The sequence below is a fragment of the Paenibacillus dendritiformis genome (assembly GCF_021654795.1).
Lineage (GTDB): Bacteria > Bacillota > Bacilli > Paenibacillales > Paenibacillaceae > Paenibacillus_B.
This window is the reverse complement of sequence record NZ_AP025344.1, coordinates 2,719,706-2,740,752: the sequence shown is the minus strand read 5'-3', so window position 1 is coordinate 2,740,752 and position 21,047 is coordinate 2,719,706. Positions and strand designations below refer to the sequence as shown.

General features: G+C 51.6%; 19 protein-coding genes. 2 read left to right on the top strand and 17 right to left on the bottom strand.

The window, feature by feature from the left end; all coding sequences use genetic code 11:
• Positions 1-6 precede the first annotated feature (6 nt).
• The 9 genes from L6439_RS12045 to L6439_RS12005 all read right to left on the bottom strand — a co-directional run bounded on the left by L6439_RS12045 (position 7) and on the right by L6439_RS12005 (position 11,033).
• Complete coding sequence (locus L6439_RS12045) at positions 7-1,023, bottom strand: ABC transporter substrate-binding protein (RefSeq protein WP_213471208.1); 1,017 nt, start codon at positions 1,021-1,023, stop codon at positions 7-9.
• 35 nt (positions 1,024-1,058) lie between these two features.
• Positions 1,059-2,132: a methyltransferase domain-containing protein gene (locus L6439_RS12040; protein ID WP_213471209.1), complete on the bottom strand. Its 1,074-nt coding sequence runs from the start codon at positions 2,130-2,132 to the stop codon at positions 1,059-1,061.
• Positions 2,133-2,154: 22 nt separating this feature from the next.
• On the bottom strand, positions 2,155-2,934 hold the full coding sequence (locus L6439_RS12035) for an ABC transporter ATP-binding protein (protein WP_168178080.1): 780 nt from the start codon (positions 2,932-2,934) through the stop codon (positions 2,155-2,157).
• The gene (locus L6439_RS12030; protein WP_168178081.1) at positions 2,931-4,007 is read right to left on the bottom strand and encodes a FecCD family ABC transporter permease; all 1,077 of its coding nucleotides are present in this window, start codon (positions 4,005-4,007) and stop codon (positions 2,931-2,933) included. The genes L6439_RS12035 and L6439_RS12030 overlap by 4 nt, the downstream gene beginning before the upstream one ends.
• Before the next feature lie 401 nt (positions 4,008-4,408).
• Positions 4,409-5,035: a hypothetical protein gene (locus L6439_RS12025; protein WP_213471210.1), complete on the bottom strand. Its 627-nt coding sequence runs from the start codon at positions 5,033-5,035 to the stop codon at positions 4,409-4,411.
• Positions 5,036-5,151: 116 nt separating this feature from the next.
• Positions 5,152-7,377, bottom strand: coding sequence for an amylo-alpha-1,6-glucosidase (locus L6439_RS12020; RefSeq protein WP_237096834.1), 2,226 nt, complete (start codon positions 7,375-7,377; stop codon positions 5,152-5,154).
• 144 nt (positions 7,378-7,521) lie between these two features.
• The gene (locus tag L6439_RS12015; RefSeq protein ID WP_213471236.1) at positions 7,522-8,385 is read right to left on the bottom strand and encodes a carbohydrate ABC transporter permease; all 864 of its coding nucleotides are present in this window, start codon (positions 8,383-8,385) and stop codon (positions 7,522-7,524) included.
• A gap of 27 nt (positions 8,386-8,412) precedes the next feature.
• On the bottom strand, positions 8,413-9,303 hold the full coding sequence (locus L6439_RS12010) for an ABC transporter permease (RefSeq protein WP_213471212.1): 891 nt from the start codon (positions 9,301-9,303) through the stop codon (positions 8,413-8,415).
• 20 nt (positions 9,304-9,323) lie between these two features.
• The gene (locus tag L6439_RS12005; RefSeq protein WP_213471213.1) at positions 9,324-11,033 is read right to left on the bottom strand and encodes an extracellular solute-binding protein; all 1,710 of its coding nucleotides are present in this window, start codon (positions 11,031-11,033) and stop codon (positions 9,324-9,326) included.
• Positions 11,034-11,271: 238 nt separating this feature from the next.
• Between L6439_RS12005 and L6439_RS12000 the strand changes: the two genes are divergently transcribed.
• The gene (locus L6439_RS12000; protein ID WP_213471214.1) at positions 11,272-12,807 is read left to right on the top strand and encodes a response regulator transcription factor; all 1,536 of its coding nucleotides are present in this window, start codon (positions 11,272-11,274) and stop codon (positions 12,805-12,807) included.
• Positions 12,804-14,507, top strand: a complete 1,704-nt coding sequence (locus tag L6439_RS11995; RefSeq protein WP_213471215.1) for a sensor histidine kinase — start codon at positions 12,804-12,806, stop codon at positions 14,505-14,507. The genes L6439_RS12000 and L6439_RS11995 overlap by 4 nt, the downstream gene beginning before the upstream one ends.
• Positions 14,508-14,724: 217 nt before the next feature.
• Here L6439_RS11995 and L6439_RS11990 read toward each other — a convergent pair whose 3' ends face one another.
• The 8 genes from L6439_RS11990 to prpB form a co-directional block, all read right to left on the bottom strand.
• Entirely contained in the window at positions 14,725-14,820 is a 96-nt protein-coding gene (locus L6439_RS11990; RefSeq protein ID WP_220084742.1) for a putative holin-like toxin, read from the bottom strand.
• 121 nt (positions 14,821-14,941) lie between these two features.
• Positions 14,942-15,370 (bottom strand): DUF4357 domain-containing protein, encoded by a 429-nt coding sequence (locus L6439_RS11985; RefSeq protein ID WP_213471216.1) that lies wholly within the window; start codon positions 15,368-15,370, stop codon positions 14,942-14,944.
• A gap of 357 nt (positions 15,371-15,727) precedes the next feature.
• Positions 15,728-16,294, bottom strand: coding sequence for a 2-phosphoglycerate kinase (locus L6439_RS11980; RefSeq protein WP_213471217.1), 567 nt, complete (start codon positions 16,292-16,294; stop codon positions 15,728-15,730).
• 23 nt (positions 16,295-16,317) lie between these two features.
• The gene (locus L6439_RS11975; protein WP_237096833.1) at positions 16,318-16,569 is read right to left on the bottom strand and encodes an NUDIX hydrolase; all 252 of its coding nucleotides are present in this window, start codon (positions 16,567-16,569) and stop codon (positions 16,318-16,320) included.
• Positions 16,559-16,720, bottom strand: coding sequence for an NUDIX hydrolase (locus tag L6439_RS11970; RefSeq protein WP_237096832.1), 162 nt, complete (start codon positions 16,718-16,720; stop codon positions 16,559-16,561). The genes L6439_RS11975 and L6439_RS11970 overlap by 11 nt, the downstream gene beginning before the upstream one ends.
• Before the next feature lie 526 nt (positions 16,721-17,246).
• Entirely contained in the window at positions 17,247-18,686 is a 1,440-nt protein-coding gene (locus L6439_RS11965) for a bifunctional 2-methylcitrate dehydratase/aconitate hydratase (RefSeq protein ID WP_213471218.1), read from the bottom strand.
• Positions 18,687-18,709: 23 nt separating this feature from the next.
• The gene (gene prpC, locus L6439_RS11960; protein WP_213471219.1) at positions 18,710-19,834 is read right to left on the bottom strand and encodes a bifunctional 2-methylcitrate synthase/citrate synthase; all 1,125 of its coding nucleotides are present in this window, start codon (positions 19,832-19,834) and stop codon (positions 18,710-18,712) included.
• Positions 19,835-20,728 (bottom strand): methylisocitrate lyase, encoded by an 894-nt coding sequence (prpB, locus tag L6439_RS11955; RefSeq protein WP_168178085.1) that lies wholly within the window; start codon positions 20,726-20,728, stop codon positions 19,835-19,837. It abuts the gene before it with no gap.
• Positions 20,729-21,047: the final 319 nt, after the last annotated feature.

The window sequence follows — 21,047 nt, the reverse complement described above, 5'->3', positions numbered from 1 at the left end:
TCGCTTCTATGGTTGCACTCTATCCGGATACAGACCGGCAGCGAGCGTCTGCAGCGCGATCGGAGCGCGAATGCCCTCTGCGGCCGCCGAGAGCGGCAGCACGATAAAACGCTTGTTCTTGATTGCCTTCACATCGGCGAGCGGCGCTTTGTTCAAGAGCATCTCCCGCTTCTGTTCCGCCGTCGTGTCGCCATAATCGACAATGACGATGACGTCCGGATCGCGGCTCACCACTTCCTCCCAGCTGACCTCGGCCCATCCTTTATCGATATCGTCGAAAATATTTTTTCCGCCCACCTTGGCAATCAAGCTGGTCAAATACGTATTGGCAGCCGTGAATGCCTTGTCTTCCCCGCTATCGAAGACGAATACGTTAAGCGGCTCGCTCACCGTGCCGATCTGGGCCTGGATGTCTTCCAGCTTCTGGCGCATATCGTTCACGAGCGCTTCGGCTCTGTCTTCCACCCGGAAGATACGCCCGATATTCAAGATGTCCTGATATACATCCTCGAGCGTCGGCGCAGCCTTGCTGGAGGATTCCTGCACATACGTCAGGACGCCCTGCCCGGCCAGATCCGCCCGCGAACCCAGCGCTTTGTCCCCGAACGCGCTCTTCCATCCCGCATAGGCGAAATCGGGAGACATCGACAAGAATACTTCCTTGGACGGATATTTGTCCGCGAGGACCGGAATCTTGTCGTACTTCTTCTCATATTCGGGCAGAATGCTGTCGTCGAGATAAGCCGTCCCGACCATCGACTCTTCGAGACCGAGGGCCAGCATCACTTCGGTCGCATGCTGGTTCAGCGTGACCGCCCGCTTCGGCGCTTCCGGGAAGCTCAGCTTCTCTCCCATATTTTCAAGTTCGACCGTTCCGCTCTCGGCCACCTGCGCCGCCGGCTGCTCCGCTTGCGCCTGTCGATTCGCATTCGGCTCTTCCGAACGGACGCATGCCGACAGCAGTACGAGGAGCATGGTTATTCCTAGCAATAGGAACCTCTTGGTGAACGTTGTCCGATTCATACAATTCTTCCTCCGTCTTCTTCCTTCGGTATCTCTCATTTCCTCCGGGCAATCAGCGTCATCGTGGCCGGAGCATCGGGGGCCAGGGACGGAAGAGCGCCGCGCAGCGGATATCCGCCTTCTTCCCATGCCAGATCTCGATATGGATGCACCGATTTCCCGGCCGCGAGGGCTTCCTCTAGCGTCTCTACGGCATCCGGATCGCTCCCTCTTTCATTCACTCCGGGCAGGAGCGCGGTTCGCCACGGGGCGGACGATCCGTAATTTTGGATCATCCGCTTGACCTCGAATCCTTCCGCGGCGAGGAGCAGCGCGGCTTCTTTCGGCGTCATCAGCGCGTATTCGCGCTCCACCAGGTACCGGGCTTCCATGGCGCCGTCGATATACGTCTCATAAGCGATGGCGCAGTGAAAAATCTGCCGGGACAGCGAGGTTGCCCCGTCGATCCGGCGGCGAACAAGCTTGTGCGGCTGCACCCGTTTGCGCTCCAGCGTCTGCCAGGCGGCGCCGCCTGGAGGCAGGAGCAGATCGGCGGCAAGCCAGCCGCCTGCCTGCAGCCATCGATGGATATTGCGGAGCAGCGCAATATGGTCCTCCATCCTCGTAAAATGCTGCAAAAACCCGTCCGGACACAGCACATGGGTATAAGCGGCGGGGGCGCGAAACGCAAGCGCGTCTTCTTCGGCCAGCTCCAGCCGCTGCTCCGCTTCTTCTTTGAATATGCGTTTGCGCTTGGTGTCCGCAGCCTTCAGCATCATGGGGCTCCAATCGACACCGCAGTAGCGGGCTGTCTGGCCGGCCAGCTCGACGGCCAGACGTCCGGTGCCGACGCCAAGCTCCAGCACGCTCGGCGCTGCCGCCGTCTGCTCCAGCCAATGCCTGTAGAAGGCAATCCCCGCTTTTCCGGCAAACTGATCATAATATTCGGCCTCCTGCCCGGCGTACTTCGGGCCCGGCTGCCATTGATGCCGGCTGCCCTGCATTCCGCAGCTGGAGCATAGCGTACCGGCCAAGTCCTCGAACGGCGTGCCAGCCGGGACGCCGTTGCGGGTATCGCCATGCCATTCGTCATACATGAAATGGCAGCGGCCGCATCGGGTTATCGCCATCGGCTCCGCCTCCCTTCCCTTCTTATAAGCCGGCGATCATCCCCGGCAAAAACGTAATCGACGGCTTCCCCGTCAAGGGGTGGATGACAATCTCCGTCCGAACCCCGAATACGCCGTACAGCAACTCCGGCCGCATCACTTGCTCCGGGCTTCCCGAAGCGACCATCCGGCCTTCTTGGAGCACATAGATGCGGTCGCAGTAACAAGCCGCGATGTTCAAATCATGCAGCGCGGCGAGACAGGTCAGCTTCAGTTCCTTGACCAGATCCATCATCTGCAGCTGATACCGGATATCCAGATGGTTGGTCGGTTCATCCAAGATCAGAACGCGGGCTTGCTGCGCCAGCGCCCTCGCAATCAGCACGCGCTGCTTCTCTCCGCCGGACAAGTCGGAGAAGCTGCTTCCGGCCGCATCCAGCAAGCCGACGCGCGTCAGCGCCTCCTCCACAATCTTGTAATCCTTCATCGAATCCGCTTCGAATATTTTCTTATGGGGGCTGCGCCCCATCATCACGATATCGCGAACCGTAAAATCGAACGCGGCGGCCGATTCCTGGCCAACCACCGCCAACTGTCTGGCCAATTCCTTCTGCGGCATCCGGGATACATCCTGCCCATTCAGCAATATCTCGCCCGAATCGGGCTCCAGCACGCGATATATATTTTTGAGCAGCGTCGATTTCCCGCTTCCGTTCGGACCGATCAGGCCGACCGTCTCGCCTTCCCGCACATCCACCCATATCGCTTCGATCAATCGTTTATCCTCAATGCTGAACGACAGGTCTTTCACTTCGACGTTCATTTTCCGCCTCCAAAAGAATATGAGTTCCGGCGCAGCAGCCATATGAAGAAAGGACCTCCGCATAAGGCGGTCACAATGCCGATCGGCAATTCCTCGGGGGCCAGCACAAGCCGCGCCAATACGTCGGCCCATACGATGAAGATGGCCCCCAGCAGCAGGCTGACCGGAAGGACGCGGCGGTGATCCGAACCGACGATGAGCCGCACGATATGGGGGATCATCAAGCCGACAAAGCCAATCGCTCCGCTCACGGACACAATCGTTCCCGTCAACAGAGCGACCACGACGACCAGCCATTTGCGGAAGGAATGGAGATTGACGCCAAGAGTAAGCGCCTCCTCCTCCCCCATCAGCAAGGCGTTGAGCGACCGGTACTGAACAAGCAAAAAGACCGTTCCGGCAATCACGATCAAGGCCGGGAGCGTTAAATACTCCCACTTCGCCCCCGTCAGGCTTCCCATCATCCAATACATCGCCGAACGTATGCCTTCTTCGCGCGGCGCCATCGTTACGATCAAATTGGTGACGGCCGACATCATCATAGACACCGCGATGCCGGACAATAAAAGCCGGCTCGTTGCCATCCTGCCGCCCACGCGGGCCAGTACCATGACGATCGCCATCACGGCGAGCGAACCGAGAAAGGCGGAGAAGGAAAGCGCATATTGGCCGAAGAAGCGGAACGCCCCGAACAGGATGACGAGCGTGGCCGCCGCAGACGCCCCCGACGACACGCCGAGTATATAAGGGTCGGCCAAGGAATTGCGCATAAGGGCTTGAATGGCGGCGCCGGCCACGGACAGACCCGCGCCGACGATGACGCCAAGCAGCACCCGCGGAAAACGTATATCCCACACGATATGTCCCTGTCCCGTGTCCCATGTCTCCTCGATCCATCCATGGAAGCCCGGCAGATGGGAGAAGGCAATTTTCCAGACCGTTGCCGGCGCGATCGGAACCGGCCCCAGCATCACCGCGATCGTAACCGAGAGGACGAGCCCCGCCGTCAGCGCCAACAGAATGACCGTAAAAAAGAAGGAGCGGCGGCGGAAGTCTGCCGGTTCTTTCATCATTTCACAACCTTCTCATCATTGTTATATGTAATTATTACGATTTAGGGAGACGTTGACTCATTTTTCTGCATACATCCCCCCGCAAAAAGAAGAAGCTCCCATCGCCGCAGAATAGTAAAAATTAAAAGTATTCCTCTCCATACTATAATGAACGTACTCCACCATTCAGTGACTTATATCATCGTTTTTTCCAAAGTGTCCTGCACTCCCTTCTTCCCAGGTTAAGCATACCGATATCGGCAAGCCAAGCAATCATTTTAATCTTAATCGTAATATTTACGTTTAAGGAAGTTTATCAGCTATCTCTTTTTTCGTCAAGACCACCTCGGCAAAAACATCGTTGAAATCGCGCCGCCAAAGCCGGCGTGCACAGCGGCTCTACTTCCGGCTGCGCACGCTTTTTATTGCATATATCCGATCCACATATCTCCCGCGCTGATAAAATAGGACCTTTCAACTTTTCCGTTCATCCTATATTCATTGATTTGAAAAGCTTTTTTGTGTGCGAGCTCAAGTTCTTCTGCCGTCTCCAAGTCGCTTTCCCACACATGATATCCATTTACATGTCTCTCCCACGCAAACAAATCAAAGCATAGATGCGCACGTTCATAAGGAAACGGCCTTTGTTCCGGATGCTTTGTAAATAACTGTTCATAGTAATCCATCTTCGGTCCAAGCGCCGCAACGACTTGTGAATCCATGAACTCCGGATCTCCGAGCCAAATTTTCAGATAATAAGGCTCCTTCTTCTTCGTTGCATCGAGTTGCTTCTTCCATGCCCTATATATTTCGATCAAGTGGTGCAACGTTTGTTTTCGAAATCGATAAGGCGGCTTCTTTTTTCCTGCTTCCCGCTCATTGATCCGATGCAGATGACAAAACGGAGGAATCCGAACTTTTACATATGCTCTTTTATTGCGGGTTAAGGAATCGATGTCGAGCGTCTTATGATGAGCGCCCCATAATTGGAGGCTTCTTGCTCTCCTTCTCATTCCTCGAGTCTTCTTATGTACGGATATCAATTTCATGAAGTGCTCCTTTGCTGGCTTGCATTTGCGACCATAGCTGTGTTCTTTTCATTATAAAGATCCCTGCCATTTTTTGATAGCAGGGATCCTAACTTCGCTAGTTAATTGAGGCAGCGCTATCTCATCACCGGATGATTCCGTACCTCCATCGGCTCGGCGAAGCGGACATCCTTCAGGATGCGGCGCTGTCTTGACCGCTGCTCTGCTCGCGCCGGCGAGACGGAGGCTTCCATCGCCTGGATGATGTCACCGTTAGGATCGAGCAAGGTTGCGGTCAGCGTGCCGTCGGCCTGCGTTATCCTTAGCTCCGAACCAGGGCGCACCTCTGCCTCCACCCGCTCAAATGGCGAAATATCAAGGACGGCCTTCAAGGTGAGGTCCTGGAACTGATAGCGATATACCCTGGCCGCCTCATTGCGGTACTCCGCGGTGATGCGGCCCTTGCCCACGTTGATCGCATAATTCAGATCCGGAATCTCCTCCGGGATTCGCGGAGCGAGGACTAAGGTATCCTGAATCAGATCCGGCCGTACTCCCAAAAAGTATTGGTACCATACCCGCAAATGCTCGGCATTGGACCAGGCTTGCAAATACGCCCCCGTCAGCTTGGCCCACCCCTCGCCTTCATGAGGGTAAGCATCCATATTTTCGCACAGTCCGCCCACGACCCCTCTGGTCAGTGCCATCCCGTTCATGTTCTTGAACAGCCGATAGGCTGTCTCTTCCTCTCCCGCCTCAATCATGCGCTGCATCGCGATGCCGTTCAGCCAGAGCCATACGGCTCCGTTGTGATAAGCGGCATCCTTGTGATAATGAGGCGTCAGGTGGAACGGATGGAATAGCGGATGGCTCCGATCCAGAGAAGCGGTTCCCCAAGGATATACCAGCTCTTCCCAAGCCGTACGGATGGCCTGACAAGCAAACTCCCGATCATCAAGCATGCCGAAGGCAAAGAGCTGATTCGGACGCAGGGAGAACTCCGGCTTGCCATCGTTATCGAGCCGGTCTGCCAGATAAGGATGCTCGGCATCGCGGTAATCCTTCTCGAAATTCATTTTCAACCGATCCGCAATCTGCTTCCACTGTTCCGCATGAGCTTCATCCTTCATAAATTCGGCGAAGTACACTCCCGCCAGCAATTGGTTGTACCATAGCGCCTGAATGTCGTTGGCCCGCGTATCTCTTGGCGAATAGGATCGCAGCTGGCTGTCCCGGGCATCCATCCACGTTTCATTGTCGGCGTGCGTCAGGTAGCCCTTCTCGTCCATCCAGTGCCCGATCGAGCCTTGAATGCTGCGAATGACGGCCGGATACAGCTCTTTAATGATGTCCGTATCGCCCGAATATTTAACATAATCCTGCAGCTGGATCACAAACCGCGGCGTGCCGTCCGTCGTATGATAATCAATATTTTCCGGAGCAAGGATGTTCGGCACTCTGCCGTAAAACTTGGAATCCTTATCGGTATTCTGAAATTCGGCAAAAGAAAGCAGAATATGGCGTGCCGTGTCGAATTGCCCGCTAACCAGGACAGCCCCCGGAAGCGAAATGAACTGATCCCGCCCCCAATATTCATTGAACCAAGGCAGCCCGGCGTAGATGCCGTCTCCTTGCTGTCTGGTGACCAGCTGATCCATCGTGACGCTTATCCAGCGCAGAGCCAGCTCCAGCGTGTCATCCGTGCTCCTCATATACGTATTTTCGAGAAGCAGACGTTCGATGCGTTCGACTCGCTCCATCTTGAGGCGAGCGACCTGCCCCCTCGTAGCCTGCAGCAGACCGACGGCTTCCTCTGCCGTACGGCCGGCAGCAATGCAGAAGCCTTCTTCCTTCGCATCCGCAGAGATGATGTGCCCTTCCAGCGTTAACGGCTGCAGCCGCCTGGAGCCCACAGCGATCAGCCACCCTTCTGTGACAGCCGAAAAGATCAGGATATGACCCTCTTGATCTATCGGCTTCACCTTCTCTCCCCGAAGCTCGAGGCCGATGGTTGGCTGCTGCGCGCCGGCAAGGCTGATTTCCAGCACATTTCGATAATCCAGCATCCACAGCTCCTCTGTGAGAAGGCCATGCTCCCGCACCATTTTGTAAGGATAGACGTGCACTTGAGAATGCTGATTCTCCAGCCTGCGGCCGCCCTCATATAAATTGTAGCCCTGAAAGATCCGGCGCTTCGCGATATTCCAGCCTTCAAAATAGGCATGCTCCGGATGATCCGTGTGGTGAGACTGCGTAAAGTAAAACGCGGACTCCTTATTGGTAAAGGAAATCGCGCGGTTCGCTTCCTTCGGCACGAATATTTTCATGTCATCCAAGATGGATGCTGCACCTGCATTCATCATGCTAACCTCCTGGTTACCGTGTGGCCGGCCACCGATATGCGAAGCCTCGCCGCGCGGTGGAATCATTGCGGCGAGGCAGCATGCCAGATATATCGTACGGCTTCTTTTCACCCTATTGTATTTTGATGCGCATGACCTGATGACTTATTCCTTCACGGAACCGACCACGATTCCGGATACGAAGTACTTCTGCAAGAAAGGATAAATCAACAGCAATGGCAGCGTAGAAACAACGATTTTGGCGGAATTCAGCGTCCGGTCTGAAATCTTCGCATATTCGGCCAATTTCGCCGGGTCCGTGATGTTCTGCACTTCCACGCTGAGCTGCTGAATATAGGTCTGCAATGGATAGTTCGAAGTCTTGTTGATATACACCAACGCGCTGAAATAATCATTCCAGTGGCCGACGATCGTGAACAGCATCACCGTCGCCAAGGTCGGCAGCACGACCGGTAAATAGATCGAGAACAAGATTTTCCATTGCGAGGCTCCGTCCATCTTGGCCGCTTCCTCCAGCGACTTCGGCACCGCACGGAACGCGTTCATCAGCAGGATGACATTGCCGATGGGCACCGCCCCCGGCAAAATCAAGGCCCAAATCGAATCCAGAAGTCCAAGCTGCTTCACGACCATGAACGTCGGAATAAGTCCTCCGGAGAACAGCATCGCGAAAATCACGATATTCATGTACACTTTCTGTCCCCGAAATTGCTTCGAGCTTTTGGACAGCGGATAGGCCATCAGGATCATGAGCGCCATATTTACGCCGAGCCCCAGCACGACCCTCTCTACCGAGATCGTGAACGAACGCCAGAACTGCGAGTCTGACAGCAGCTTTTCATAGGAGCTCCATGTAAAATTCACCGGGAACAGGCCCACCAAGTTAGCGGAGGCGGCTGCATTATCACTCAGTGAAATAGCTGCCATATTGAGTAACGGAAACAGGCAAGACAACGTAAGCGCCAGCAGCAAGATCCAGATAATCACGTCGGCGGCGCGGCTTTTCATCGTCTGAGCTATGATGGAAGACACCCCCTAGAAAATGCGATAATCTGTCAGTTTTTGCGTCAGTTTATTCGCGGATAAGATTAAGATAATGCCGACTATGGAACGCAAGAGACCGACTGCGGTCCCAAGGCTGTACTGTCTTTCGACCAGACCGACCCGGTACACATAAGTGTCAATGATGTCGGCGGTCTCGTATACCAACGGATTGTACAGATTAAAAATTTGGTCAAAGCCGGCGTTCAATACATTCGGCAGGTTCAACGTCGTGACCAGCAGTATCGTAGGCATCAAGCCGGGAAGCGTGACATACCACAGCTTCTGGAACCGGTTCGCCCCGTCGATTGATGCGGCTTCATACTGTCCCGGATCAATCGAGGTCAGCGAGGCCAGATAGATGATCGAGCCATATCCGAACCCTTTCCACACATCGGACAACACCAGCATCGGCCGGAACCATTCATTGCTCGCCATAAATAATATCGGGTCTGCGCCAAACCATCCGAGAAATGCGTTGATCGGACCTTCATAGGAGAAGATGTTCATGACGACGGTAGCCAGTACGGCCCATGACAAGAAATTCGGCAAATACACGACCGTCTGCATGAACCGCTTGGCAATTTTCAACCGTATCTCATTCAGGAGCAAAGCAAACGTAATCGAAACGAAGGTCCCCACAATAATTTTCCATACCGCGATGACGATCGTGTTGATAAAAATCTGCTTGCTGTCCGGAATTTGCAGCATGAATTTGAAATTATCCAAGCCCACCCAGCGCGAACCGCTGATCCCCTTGGCCGGAACATAATCTTGAAAGGCCATCACAATCCCGAACATCGGGATGAACGAGAAAATAAGGAGGAAGATCATGCCTGCGGCCATCATCGAATGGAACGCGATCTGATCGTTTTTATTCTTCATGAAGAACGCTCTCTTTCGCTTCAATTGGAGGCAATCGCTTCGTTCACTTCATCCGTAATGATATCGCCGCCGGTTTTCTTCCAATTCTCCACGAATTTATCGAAATCATCCGGCGTTTGCTCGCCCGTAATAATTTTCAGATACATTTCGAGCTCCATTTTCATTAAGGTCGGCCATTTCAAAGACATGGACCGTGTGCTGCCGAAGAAGATCGGATTGACTTCTTTGATGTTGGAGCTGTTGACCAGCTTCGCCGTCGTAATGCTCGATGTATATCCGGCCCATGCGTTGGCATCGACTTGATTTCCATTTTTCACATCATCCAAATATTTTTTGTAGGACTTATAAGCCGCAATATCCAGATTGCTCGTTAATTTGCCGGCATCGCCCGTCTCCAATGCTTCTTCCATAACTCCAACATTGCGGTAGAACGCATCATAATAGTCAATGTTGACGGCGAGCGGAGATCCGCCTACGTTATGCGCGCTGTAATCCTCGAATTCCTTGAGCACGGCTTCGTCCTTCTCCTGGTAGCGCTGATAATCGAATTGAACGCTCGCAATTTTAATGGCGGCTTCCGGATGGCTGAACCCTTTGCGGACCACCAGATAACTGCTGGTCGGCTTGCCGGTGAACATCGTGACCGATCCGTCCTCGGATTGCGGAGCGACATAAGACACCCATTCGGCATCCGGATTCAGCTTGAGCGAGTCCGCCACGGTCCAGCTTCCCCACCAGTTGTCCAGGAACGAGCCGCTTTTGCCGCTCGTCAGCAGCGCCTTGCGATCATCCGATGTGCGGACGGCGAACTGGCGATCAATAAGCCCTTTTTTGTACATATCCGCGATTTTGGCCAGAGCGGGCTTCATCTCAGGCTGAATGGAACCGTATACGGCTTGTCCCGTGCCGTCATCGATCCATTGCTTCGGGAAGGCTCCGTATAAGGCAAAAATATTGTTCACTTCATATTGCCCGCCCGAAATTCCGACAGGCTGTTCATTATCGATGACCAGTCCCACCGTATTGCCTGGTCCGTTGCCGCCGGGATCTTTTTCTACGAACTGGGTAATGATATGTTCAATATCTTCAATGGTTTTCGGTTCTTTCAGCCCCAACTTGTCCATCCAGTCCTTGCGCAGCCACAGGACGCCCGGACCGTGCGAGATTTCCGTGGTCGGCAGCGCCATCAGCTTGCCGTCGAACTTGGCCGTGTCCAGGACGCGGCCGTCATAGGAATCATAGATTTCCTTGATGCGCTCACTGGCCGTATTTTCATAGGCTGCGGTAAGGTCCTCGATCAGATCGTTCTCGTAAAGCTGCTCCAATGTTTCATGATCGGGAACGACCATGATATCCGGAATCTCGCCGCTTACGATCGCCATCGATACTTTTTGCTGATAGTCTGTGCCGTCATTGGCCTCGAACGCAATCTCGTTTTGGACATTCAGCTTATTCTTGAGATATCTGGTCCAGACATTGTCCGTCGCATTGTCCTTCTCATAGGGCGTGCCTCTCAGCGAAGAGTAATTCCCTGCTACCTGGCCCACCGTATAGGTAACGGTGTCGGGATAAGGCGCAAAAGGCGTCGTCTTCGCTTCCTTCCACGCCGGGTCATTGCTATCCGCTGCGGATTCCTCCGCTGGCTTGTCCGCTTTTTGACATCCAGCCATGGCAAAAACCAATAGCAGTGCTATCGCAAAGAAAAGACCGTTTCTTCGTTTTGTGATCATGACAAAAGCTCCTTTACCTTGATGTGAACGATTGCAAAACGCCGGCTCGCTTCAACATGGATATCCAACATGTCTTGCACGTCTCTCATTTTAATGCGTTGTCTTTACGGCCGTATATATGAATTAATTGTGGTTTACGCGAATTTTTTACGAAGTTTCATCATGAGCGCTCTTTCTATTTCATTCGTTTTGAAAAGGCTTATAATAAATGGTGATAACGCTTGAAAAGAGGATGCACATGCTAACCATTTTAATCGCAGATGATCAACAGGAAGAACGTGAAGGCATCGCTTTTCTGATCGAAGAGCTTCAATTTCCTCTTAAAGTGGAGCTTGCGGAAAACGGCAAAAAGGCGCTTGAATTTTTGCGGCGCCAGTCTGCCGATATTTTGTTCACCGATGTGAAGATGCCGCTTATGGACGGGCTTCAGCTTGCCGGACAGGCGCTGCAGCTTCGGCCGCAGATGAAGGTCATCCTATTCAGCGGCTTCGCGGAATTTGAATATGCGAAGACGGCTATCTCCCTTGGCGTATCCGACTACCTTCTCAAGCCAATCGATGTGGACGCCTTTCAAGAGACGATGCATAAAGTCATTGAAGACATCACCATACAAAAGCAAGAAGACGAAGCATCGAAAATGAGAAAAGCCTATGTGAAAAAACATGTGCTGTTCACCCTCGTGAACGGCGTTGGCGCTCCTCCTTCGTTGAAGGGAGCTTCCCTGGATTTGCCGGCGGCTTACGATAGAATGCTGCTGCTGGAATTCGAAAAAAACTTCTTCGAGCATGCCGGGGCCGGGTTCGAAGGCTATGTCCTCTCCCTGTTGGAGACGCCGGCTGACTATATCAATTTGAATGGTTATCAGAGCTTGCTGCTCTTTCCCGAAGCGAAGTGTTCCTCCGGCTTGTCCTATCGTGACATGGCACAGCGCATTCATGAGCGCATTCTCACTACGTTCAATTCAGTCTGTTATATCGCCTTGTACGAGAGTCCGACGGCGATGGAAGCCCTGCCCGCCGGGCTTGACCAATTGGAGCAGTTGATGGAGCACCGCTTCTTCTCGCCGGACCGTTTTATTTTTGAAGAACAGGATGATAACCTCTATGCCTCCGAGGAGACGGCTCAAAGTGACAGCGCTATCTTGGACAAGATCCGGGCAAATATCAAGAACCGGGATCTATTCAGCCTGAAGGCGAATACCGAAATTCTTTATCAAAAATATGCCAAGCAGGTTCAGTTTTCGCAGCTCTATGTCAAATATTTATTTTCGAGTCTATGCCAAGAACTCGTCACCCAGCTTATGGCTGATATGCCTGAACGGGATCTGAATCACGGCATTGAGAAAATATACAGAGCCGAGGATATCCGGGATATCCAAAAAATTATCAATGAGTACGTCTTGCGGCTGGAGGACAAATATGCGAATTCCGAAGCGTCTTGCAACCGGGAGATTGCCTATATCACAAAATATATCGAGGACCATTATGGTGACGACCTGAGTCTGGATTCCCTCGCCGCCAAAGTCTACTTATCGCCCCATTACCTCAGCTCCATGTTCAAGAAGACGATGGGCTGCGGCTTGAACAAATACATAAAAAACGTGCGCATGCGGAAGGCGAAGGAGTTATTAACGAGCACTCATCTCAAAGTGTCGGATATATCGAGCGCCGTGGGATATCGGGATGTGTCGTATTTTTGCCAAAACTATAGAGACTTTTACGGGCGCACTCCCGAAAAATACCGGCAATTCATGGCTGCGGGAGGAAGAGCATGAGCAAATGGCAAGCGCTTAAGGCATCCATCCGCGACCTGAAATTCCAGACCAAAATCAAGCTTGCCTTTCTCCTGCTCAGCTTGATTCCCGTGATTGTGCTGGGCGGCTTTTGTTTTTTTGAGACCCGCTCGCTTTTGTTGGCGCAGTCTGAAGCGGATCTGAAGGCGAATCTGGAGCAAAGCGTGCAAGCGGTGAACAATCAGCTGAATACATATAATAAAATCATTACCTTTTTGAGCTTCAACCAAGCCATCATCAATGCGGCCAATCATACGTATGACAGCGCTTATACGATGTACGATCAGCTCAAAAACGTCATTGATCAAAATTTCTACACCGCCCTATATCTGAATCCGGATATCACACGAATCACGCTCTATACGGGAACCAATCTGCCGAAGCATGGAAGCACGGTCATCCCAATCGAGGAAGCCGCCAATACGTCCTGGTACCCGCATGTGATGACCTCGACCGAAAACCTGTGGTTTTTTGATGGAACGAAGATGTTCAGCGCCGGGCGCATTTTTAATACCAAACAAAGAAATCCGAAAGAAAACATTTTGTATACCGAAGTAAACCATGCTTCTCTGTTCCAGTCCTTTGCGTCCTTGCGGGCGAATGGAGCCGAGATTCTTGTCACGGACGCAGGCGGGCATACTGTCTATTCCTCGGCAAAACTGGAGGGAGATACAGCGATTCCGGTTGACAATCAAGCAGGTCATGGGCTGCTATGGAGCGAAAAGGAATACACCGTCTTGCAATCCATCATTCCGATCTCGGGGTGGAATGTATATTTATATAAGCCGACGAATCTGATCACGGCCTCTGCGTGGCTCATCATATTGACCATCGTGCTGATTATGATCGCCTGCATCATTGCCGTAGCCGGAGCCGGCACCTTTTTCGCCAGAAGAATGATGTCCCGGATCGATCAATTGCATCAAAATATGGATCTCGTAGGAAAAGGCGTGCTCGAGGTCACGGTCACCAGCGAATCGAAGGATGAAATCGGGGACTTAATCAGAGGGTTCGGCCATATGGTGGAAGAGACCAAAACGCTGATTCATAAAGTGTATGTGGAGGAAATCGCGCGCAAGGAGTATGAAATGAAGGCGCTCCAGGCGCAGATCAACCCCCATTTTCTGTACAACTCCCTCTCTCTGATCAATTGGAGGGCGATTCGGCTTCGGGCCCCGGAGATTAGCGAGATGGCTCAGCTGCTGTCCACCTTTTATCGAACCACCCTGAATAAGGGCGACAATATGATCCGAGTCTCGGACGAGATTCTCAATGTGCAATCCTACCTGCGTATTCAACTCATCATGCACAGCAACAGCTTCGAAGCGGACTACCGGATCGAGGATGAGATTCTGAGCTGCCGCATGCCGAACTTAATGCTGCAGCCTCTCATCGAAAACGCCATACTGCATGGCATTGAGAACAGAGAAGAAGGCGATGGGAACATCTGCGTGACGGGAAGACGGGAACAGGACTGCATTGTGTTTCAAGTTCAGGACAATGGAGTGGGCATTCCGCCGGAGCGGCTTCCCCTGCTGCTGCAAACGAAGTCCAAAGGCTATGGCCTCAAAAACGTCAATGACCGCGCGAGGCTCATGTACGGTCCAGAGTATGGATTAACGATAGACAGCACCGTCCAGGTTGGAACTAAAGTAACGCTGAGAATTCCTGTGGATTGGTAGTTAATCCTCGGGGCTGCCGGCAGGCGCCTCCGGGGTTTGCTCATTTGCAAGCCAAATTGCACGCTAGTGATGTTCACTTCTTTTACCAATTGTGATATCATACGATTAAAGGAGCCGAGTGCGGCAAACACTCGGCTAACAATTGGCTTGGATGGGCCTATCCCTTCTAGTCACCAAGGAATAAGAACCCACCGGGCGGTAACCTTAGGGTGGGTTCTTACTTTTTCTTGTAGTTATCCGAAATATATGTTAGTAGTGCAAGCACAAAGGTGCCAAAAAGAATCATGATTGTAATAGCTGCTTCTACATTCATGGTATCACCTCCTTTCGAAGGGATACCACGCCCGCCCAAGGTTCAATTGTCCCCCTTATTGTAGCATCATCTCCCAATATTTCGAAGAACAATTGTTCGGATATTGTAAAAGAAATGGTTTCTATGAGTCCCTCTCAATTAATGATTCCTCTTCCAGTTGCTTTAGTGTCTTGCCTTTTTCATCTTTCCATGAAATTCTTCCATTTATAGAATACCCGACAATAGTAGCTGCAGCAGCTGAAGAGCTTGAAAATTCATAGTCTTTGTAAAATTTATATTTGTTGCCGTCTACTTTGATCACTTCTTTTTCAATTAAAATTTCTCTTATATTTTTATAGGACATCGATAAGGACTCTTTTAATTCCAGAGACAGGTCACTTCCCTTGATTACAACAAATCCATTATTAGAAAGATATCCTGTTGCTTTTAATCCTCCAATATCCAAATAAAATGTTGTGTTCTTCTTTTCTCTATTCGTCGCAGGTTCTATTAACAGATCGTATCCTAATGTTGGTAAAACAGTTTTAATATTATCTATAAAAGTGTCCATATCAGCGATTGCCATCTCTGATAATGAAGATTTTTTGCGTTCCTTAGTATGTTGGACCAATCATTCATAAATATTATCTGATTGACCTATGTAAACAATTCTTTCATCGGGTGCTTGTTCACTAAATCCAAAAAGAAAATATACTCCTATTCTATTTACCTCTGATCTAGTTTTAGCCTTCTCACAGCTTGCCCTGTCCAGTTAGAAAGATAAGCACATATGATTCCCGATGGATTTCCATCGACTAAAAATAATGAAATTGTTGTACCTCTTGACATGCCAGTTCTCATCCCTTAATTAATATTGTCTTTTAGGTAATTTATTTTATCTTACTATCGGATGAAGCTTCCCCCGCATTTAATTTGCTTCCATCTTACGTTTTTGAACCTCAATAAAATCATAAACCTTCATAATTTCTTCCTTATAATTTTGATCTATTTCAAAATAAGGAACACCATATTCCTTGCAGCTTCGTCTAAAATGATCATGCTCATCGATGAATCGACTGATCGTGCGCTCTTCCGGATAGAGGCGGGTTTCAATCGCGCTTCTATGCTTTACTATGTTGGAGTCAAAGTTTTGTTTAATATAATTCGTTGAAAAACCGAGAAACACGGATATGATGTTTTCGGAATATGGTTTTTCAAAATCCTTGATAAAGCGAGCCAGGATATAACAACCTTCAATAATCATGTTTTGATTATTTTCAATACTCGTCATAATCATCCCTTTAATGATCGGCCATAACTTCTCGCCAATTGCTTCATCACTATCCTGTGGTGTAAAGCCGCAGTTGCTATCCGATCTGTATAACCCCATTTTGAGGTGATCGACCGAAAAATAAGGAATCAAATATTTTTCAAGCAATCTTTGCGACATTAAGGTTTTCCCTGTGCAACTGTTGCCGCTTATTAATATTATCATTACACAGAATCTCCATTTCCAATTTAGTGCAGGCACTGACAATTCGAAAAGAGAGCTTCACTCACCGAATAAAGCCCGCCTGCCTCAACTTCAAATCCGGCTTCCTCTTTTGTCTCACGTATTACGGCCGCTTCTAGCGTTTCCCCTGCTTCAACTGCTCCGCCTGGAAGGCTCCAATAGCAGGAGTCGCCTTTTTTATTTTTTACCATCACCACATTCTCGCTGGCTTGATCAAATATTAATGCGCACGCAACATCAACTCTGTTATACATCATTCGTGCCTCCCCCTACATATAACCAAATAGAAGGCTTCTTTTTTATAAAATGCTTTTCAATAAACTCCAGAACTTCATCATTTCCGGGTAAAGCGATTTCTTTTGCTTCCTGAAATGACAGCCATTGATATGCTGTATGTTCCTGATTCAATACTACATCTTGTTCTCCTTCAACAAACCCAACAAAAACCGGGGCAATGTAAATAAAATTTATAATACCAGGCATCCTTCAAGGGCGGAGCGGCACGCTTCAATAAAAGCACTTTGCATTCATCATTGCATTTTTTCAGTAAGACCGCCGCAATACCAGTACATTTGATAGGTACTTCTTGATGGTCCTTTTTCATTCGTCCGCCATCTCTTCCCCTTAGTATAACTTCAATTCATAATATTGGAAATGAATAAAGAAAGAAAACACTCCATTCCCATTAAGGGATCGCCGGTTCGGGATTGTAGATTTATTATCGCAGCGACAAGTACAGCAGCATGGCTGCCAAGGTGTTCATGAAAAAGGTTGAGGAATTTTTTCAAAACGAGGCGCCGGAGTAAGGACGGACTCGCTTCAGCAAGAGTGGAACTTCAAGCGGACAAAATGTACGGCGTTTGTACACAATGGCGAGAAGACAGCAAAAGCGGAACAAGCTGACACCGGTGGAGTACCGGCGCCAGCTTGCTTTTCAGATCAAAAACTTGTCCACGAAGACGTGTACGGGTGTCGCTTCCAAGCGCTCTTGATTTTCGCAAAGCTCCAAAATGTCCGCCACTTGCTTTGCGGGGAAACGCGTCTCCAAATTGTTTTTAAATTTCTTTACCAGCAACGGAATGCCTTCCGCTCTTCTGCGGCGGTGGCCAATCGGATATTCAACGGCCACGTTGTCCGTCCTGGAGCCGTCCTTGAACATCACTTGAACGGCATTGGCAATGGAGCGCTTCTCCGGATCGAGATAATCCTTGGAATATTGCGGATTTTCCACTACTATCATCTTCTCCCGCAGGGCATCGATACGCGGATCTTTTGCCGTGGAATCTTCATAATGATCCGCCGTCAGCTCACCGAAAATAAGTCCGATTGCCGTTATATACTGCAGGCAATGATCGCGGTCCGCCGGGTTGTGCAGCGGTCCTTTTTTATCGATGATGCGGATCGCCGACTCGTGTGTGGCAATCGCAATATGGTCGATGTCGTCCAGCCGGTCCTTGACGTCCGGATGGAGCTGAATCGCGCATTCCACGGCCGTCTGCGCATGAAATTCCGCGGGGAACGAAATCTTGAACAGCACGTTTTCCATGACATACGATCTGTAAGGACGCGGGAACTTGAACTCGCTGCCTTTAAAGAGAACATCGTAGAAGCCCCAGGTTTTCGCCGTCAATGCGGAGGGACAGCCCATTTCGCCCTTCAGCGACATCATGGCAAGACGCACCGCGCGACTTGTCGCATCGCCTGCGGCCCACGATTTGCGAGAGCCCGTATTAGGCGCATGACGGTACGTGCGAAGGGATTGCCCGTCGATCCATGCGTTGGACACCGCATTCATGATCTGCTCCTCGGTTCCGCCGAGCAGCTTCGTAACAACGGCGGCCGAAGCCACTTTGACGAGCAGGACATGGTCCAGTCCTACGCGGTTGAAGCTGTTTTCCAGTGCGATCACGCCTTGAATCTCATGCGCTTGAATCATCCCTGTCAAGACGTCCCGCATCAACAGCGGGGCTTTTCCTTCCGCAGCGTTCTTCCGGCTTACATAATCGGCCACGGCCAGAATGCCGCCCAGATTGTCCGAAGGGTGGCCCCATTCCGCAGCCAGCCACGTATCGTTGTAATCCAGCCAGCGAATCATGGCGCCGATGTTAAATGCGGCTGTAACGGGATCCAACTGGTAGGAAGTACCCGGCACCTTGGCACCGTTCGGCACGACCGTTCCCGGCACAATCGGTCCTAGCAGCTTCGTGCACTCCGGGTACCGAAGCGCCAGCATGCCGCAGCCGAGCGAATCGATTAAGCAGTATCGGGCCGTCCGGTACGCTTCCCCGCTATCAATCGCCCGGCCTACATAAGCAGCGATATCCTTAATCGCTTGATCATGATCAGGTCTTGCATTGCTGAGATGTGACGACATAGTGCATTCCCCCTTACGAGTACTTATGTTCTCGATTCCATCGGCAGCCACGGCTGCGGTTCTGGACCGATATATTCCGCGTTGGGGCGAATCAACTTGTTGTTCGCTCTTTGCTCGATGATGTGAGCGGACCACCCGCTCGTGCGTGATATCACGAACACGGGCGTGAACATCGCCGTCGGGATGCCCATCAGATGGTAAGCCGAAGCGCTGTAGAAGTCCAGGTTCGGGAACAGCTTCTTCTCTTCCCGCATCACCGATTCAATGCGTTCGGAGATGCGATAAAGCTTCATATTCCCTGCATGCTCCGACAGCCTGCGAGACCAGACCTTAATGACATCGGAGCGCGGATCGGAGACGGAATAGACCCGGTGCCCGAAGCCCATGATCCGTTTTTTCTCCTGCAGCATCCGGCGCAGGCCCGCCTCCGCCTCGTCCGGCGTGCGGAACTGTTGGATCAGTTCCATCGCCGCCTCGTTCGCGCCGCCGTGCAGCGGACCGCGCAGCGTGCCGATGCCTGAAGTAATCGCCGAATACATGTCCGACAGAGTAGAAGCGGCGGTGCGGGAGGCAAAGGTCGAAGCGTTGTACTCATGCTCCGCATACAGAATCAAAGAAACGTCCATCGCCCGCTCATGCAGCGGTTCCGGCTTCTTGCCGTGCAGCAAATGCAGAAAATGTCCGGCGATACTGCTGTCGTCCGTTTCCGTCTCGATTCGGGCGCCGGTCTGGGCATAATGATGCCAATACAGCAGCATCGAGCCGAAGCTGGCCATCAAGCGGTCGGCAATATCGCTGTGGCTGCGTCCAGGACCCTCAGGTTCCATGGTGCCGAGAACCGAGCACCCTGTGCGCAGGACGTCCATCGGGTGCGATCCGGCCGGCAGTTGTTCGAGCACCCTTTTCAGACCAGCCGGAAGTCCGCGCAGGCGCTGCAGCTTCGAGCGATAAGCGGACAATTCACTGAAAGAAGGCAATGTTCCGTAAACGAGCAGATAGGCCGTTTCCTCGAAGGTCGCATGCTCGGCCAGATCGTAGATGGAATACCCCCGGTAATTCAGGCCCTTCCCCTCTTTCCCCACGGTGGCAATCGCCGTCTGGCCGGCGATGATTCCGGCTAATCCGCCTTGTTTTTTCGCCGTTGTCATTTATTGTCCCTCCTTGCCGGCAGCGAACAATTCATCCAGCTTTTTTTCGTATTCGTGATACTTCAAATATTCATACAAGTCGTTGCGTGTTTGCATCATATCGATGACGCTTTTCTGCGTTCCTTCGCGGCGGATCGTCTGATACACCTGTAAAGCCGCGGCATTCATAGCGCGGAAAGCGGACAGAGGATAGAGCACGAGGCTGACGCCGGCGGCTCCAAGCTCCTCCACGGACAGCATCGGCGTCTGGCCGAATTCCGTAATATTCGCAAGAATCGGCACGTTCACGGCTTCGGCGAATTTCCGGTACTGCCACACTTCAGTAACCGCCTCGGCAAAAATCATGTCCGCCCCGGCTTCCACATAGGCAGCTGCCCGTTCGATCGCAGCATCGAGTCCTTCGGATGCCAGAGCGTCCGTGCGCGCCATAACGACGAAGGAGCCATCCGTCCTGGCATCGACAGCCGTCTTAATCCGATCGGCCATTTCGTCCTTGCTCACAATCGCTTTGTTCGGCCGGTGCCCGCATCGTTTGGCCATCGCTTGATCCTCGATATGCACGCCCGCCGCCCCGGCTCTGGTCATCTCCCGGATGGTTCTGGCAATATTAAAGGCGCTTCCGAATCCCGTGTCGGCATCAACCAGAAGCGGCAGGTCGACCGCCGAAGTGATGCGGCGGACATCCTCCGTCACATCGTTCAGTGTCGTAATGCCCAGATCCGGCAAGCCGAATGAAGCGTTGGCCACACCGGCCCCCGACAAATAAATCGCGCGGAAGCCTGCGGACTTGGCCAGCATAGCGGCATAGGCGTTAATCGTGCCAGCCACCTGCAGCGGCCGCTCTTCCTCAACAGCTTGGCGCAAGCGTAAGCCTGGAGAATCTAAGCGGGTCATACTTGCCACCTCCCCTTCCTTTTCTATCTTCTTTCCTCTTTCAAGGAAGCATGGACTGCCCTTGCAGCGGTAAAATGAAGATGGAGCATTATACGCCTTCAGCCTTCCTTATCGCCGACAAGCGCATTGGCAAACGCCTTACCTCTACTGATATGCAAATGAAGAGAAAAAAAGAAGAAAGGAACGCAAACCACTTGTGTTACGATCATTAGCGATGCGAAAGTTGAATCGGAGACTTAATCAGAGGGTTCGGCCATATGCCGGAATTGATTTAAAGCTGCAGAACGGGGACAGGACTGCATCGTGTTCCAAGTCCAGG

Coding starts and splice junctions, on each gene's coding strand:
- L6439_RS12045 (WP_213471208.1), bottom strand. CDS start 1,023: ATGAATCGGACAACGTTCACCAAGAGGTTCCTATTGCTAGGAATAACC.
- L6439_RS12020 (WP_237096834.1), bottom strand. CDS start 7,377: ATGATGAATGCAGGTGCAGCATCCATCTTGGATGACATGAAAATATTC.
- L6439_RS11980 (WP_213471217.1), bottom strand. CDS start 16,294: ATGATAATATTAATAAGCGGCAACAGTTGCACAGGGAAAACCTTAATG.
- L6439_RS12025 (WP_213471210.1), bottom strand. CDS start 5,035: ATGAAATTGATATCCGTACATAAGAAGACTCGAGGAATGAGAAGGAGA.
- L6439_RS12005 (WP_213471213.1), bottom strand. CDS start 11,033: ATGATCACAAAACGAAGAAACGGTCTTTTCTTTGCGATAGCACTGCTA.
- L6439_RS12030 (WP_168178081.1), bottom strand. CDS start 4,007: ATGATGAAAGAACCGGCAGACTTCCGCCGCCGCTCCTTCTTTTTTACG.
- L6439_RS11985 (WP_213471216.1), bottom strand. CDS start 15,370: ATGGACACTTTTATAGATAATATTAAAACTGTTTTACCAACATTAGGA.
- L6439_RS12010 (WP_213471212.1), bottom strand. CDS start 9,303: ATGAAGAATAAAAACGATCAGATCGCGTTCCATTCGATGATGGCCGCA.
- L6439_RS11990 (WP_220084742.1), bottom strand. CDS start 14,820: ATGAATGTAGAAGCAGCTATTACAATCATGATTCTTTTTGGCACCTTT.
- L6439_RS11965 (WP_213471218.1), bottom strand. CDS start 18,686: ATGTCGTCACATCTCAGCAATGCAAGACCTGATCATGATCAAGCGATT.
- prpB (WP_168178085.1), bottom strand. CDS start 20,728: ATGACCCGCTTAGATTCTCCAGGCTTACGCTTGCGCCAAGCTGTTGAG.
- prpC (WP_213471219.1), bottom strand. CDS start 19,834: ATGACAACGGCGAAAAAACAAGGCGGATTAGCCGGAATCATCGCCGGC.
- L6439_RS12035 (WP_168178080.1), bottom strand. CDS start 2,934: ATGAACGTCGAAGTGAAAGACCTGTCGTTCAGCATTGAGGATAAACGA.
- L6439_RS12015 (WP_213471236.1), bottom strand. CDS start 8,385: ATGAAAAGCCGCGCCGCCGACGTGATTATCTGGATCTTGCTGCTGGCG.
- L6439_RS11995 (WP_213471215.1), top strand. CDS start 12,804: ATGAGCAAATGGCAAGCGCTTAAGGCATCCATCCGCGACCTGAAATTC.
- L6439_RS11975 (WP_237096833.1), bottom strand. CDS start 16,569: ATGATGTATAACAGAGTTGATGTTGCGTGCGCATTAATATTTGATCAA.
- L6439_RS12040 (WP_213471209.1), bottom strand. CDS start 2,132: ATGGCGATAACCCGATGCGGCCGCTGCCATTTCATGTATGACGAATGG.
- L6439_RS12000 (WP_213471214.1), top strand. CDS start 11,272: ATGCTAACCATTTTAATCGCAGATGATCAACAGGAAGAACGTGAAGGC.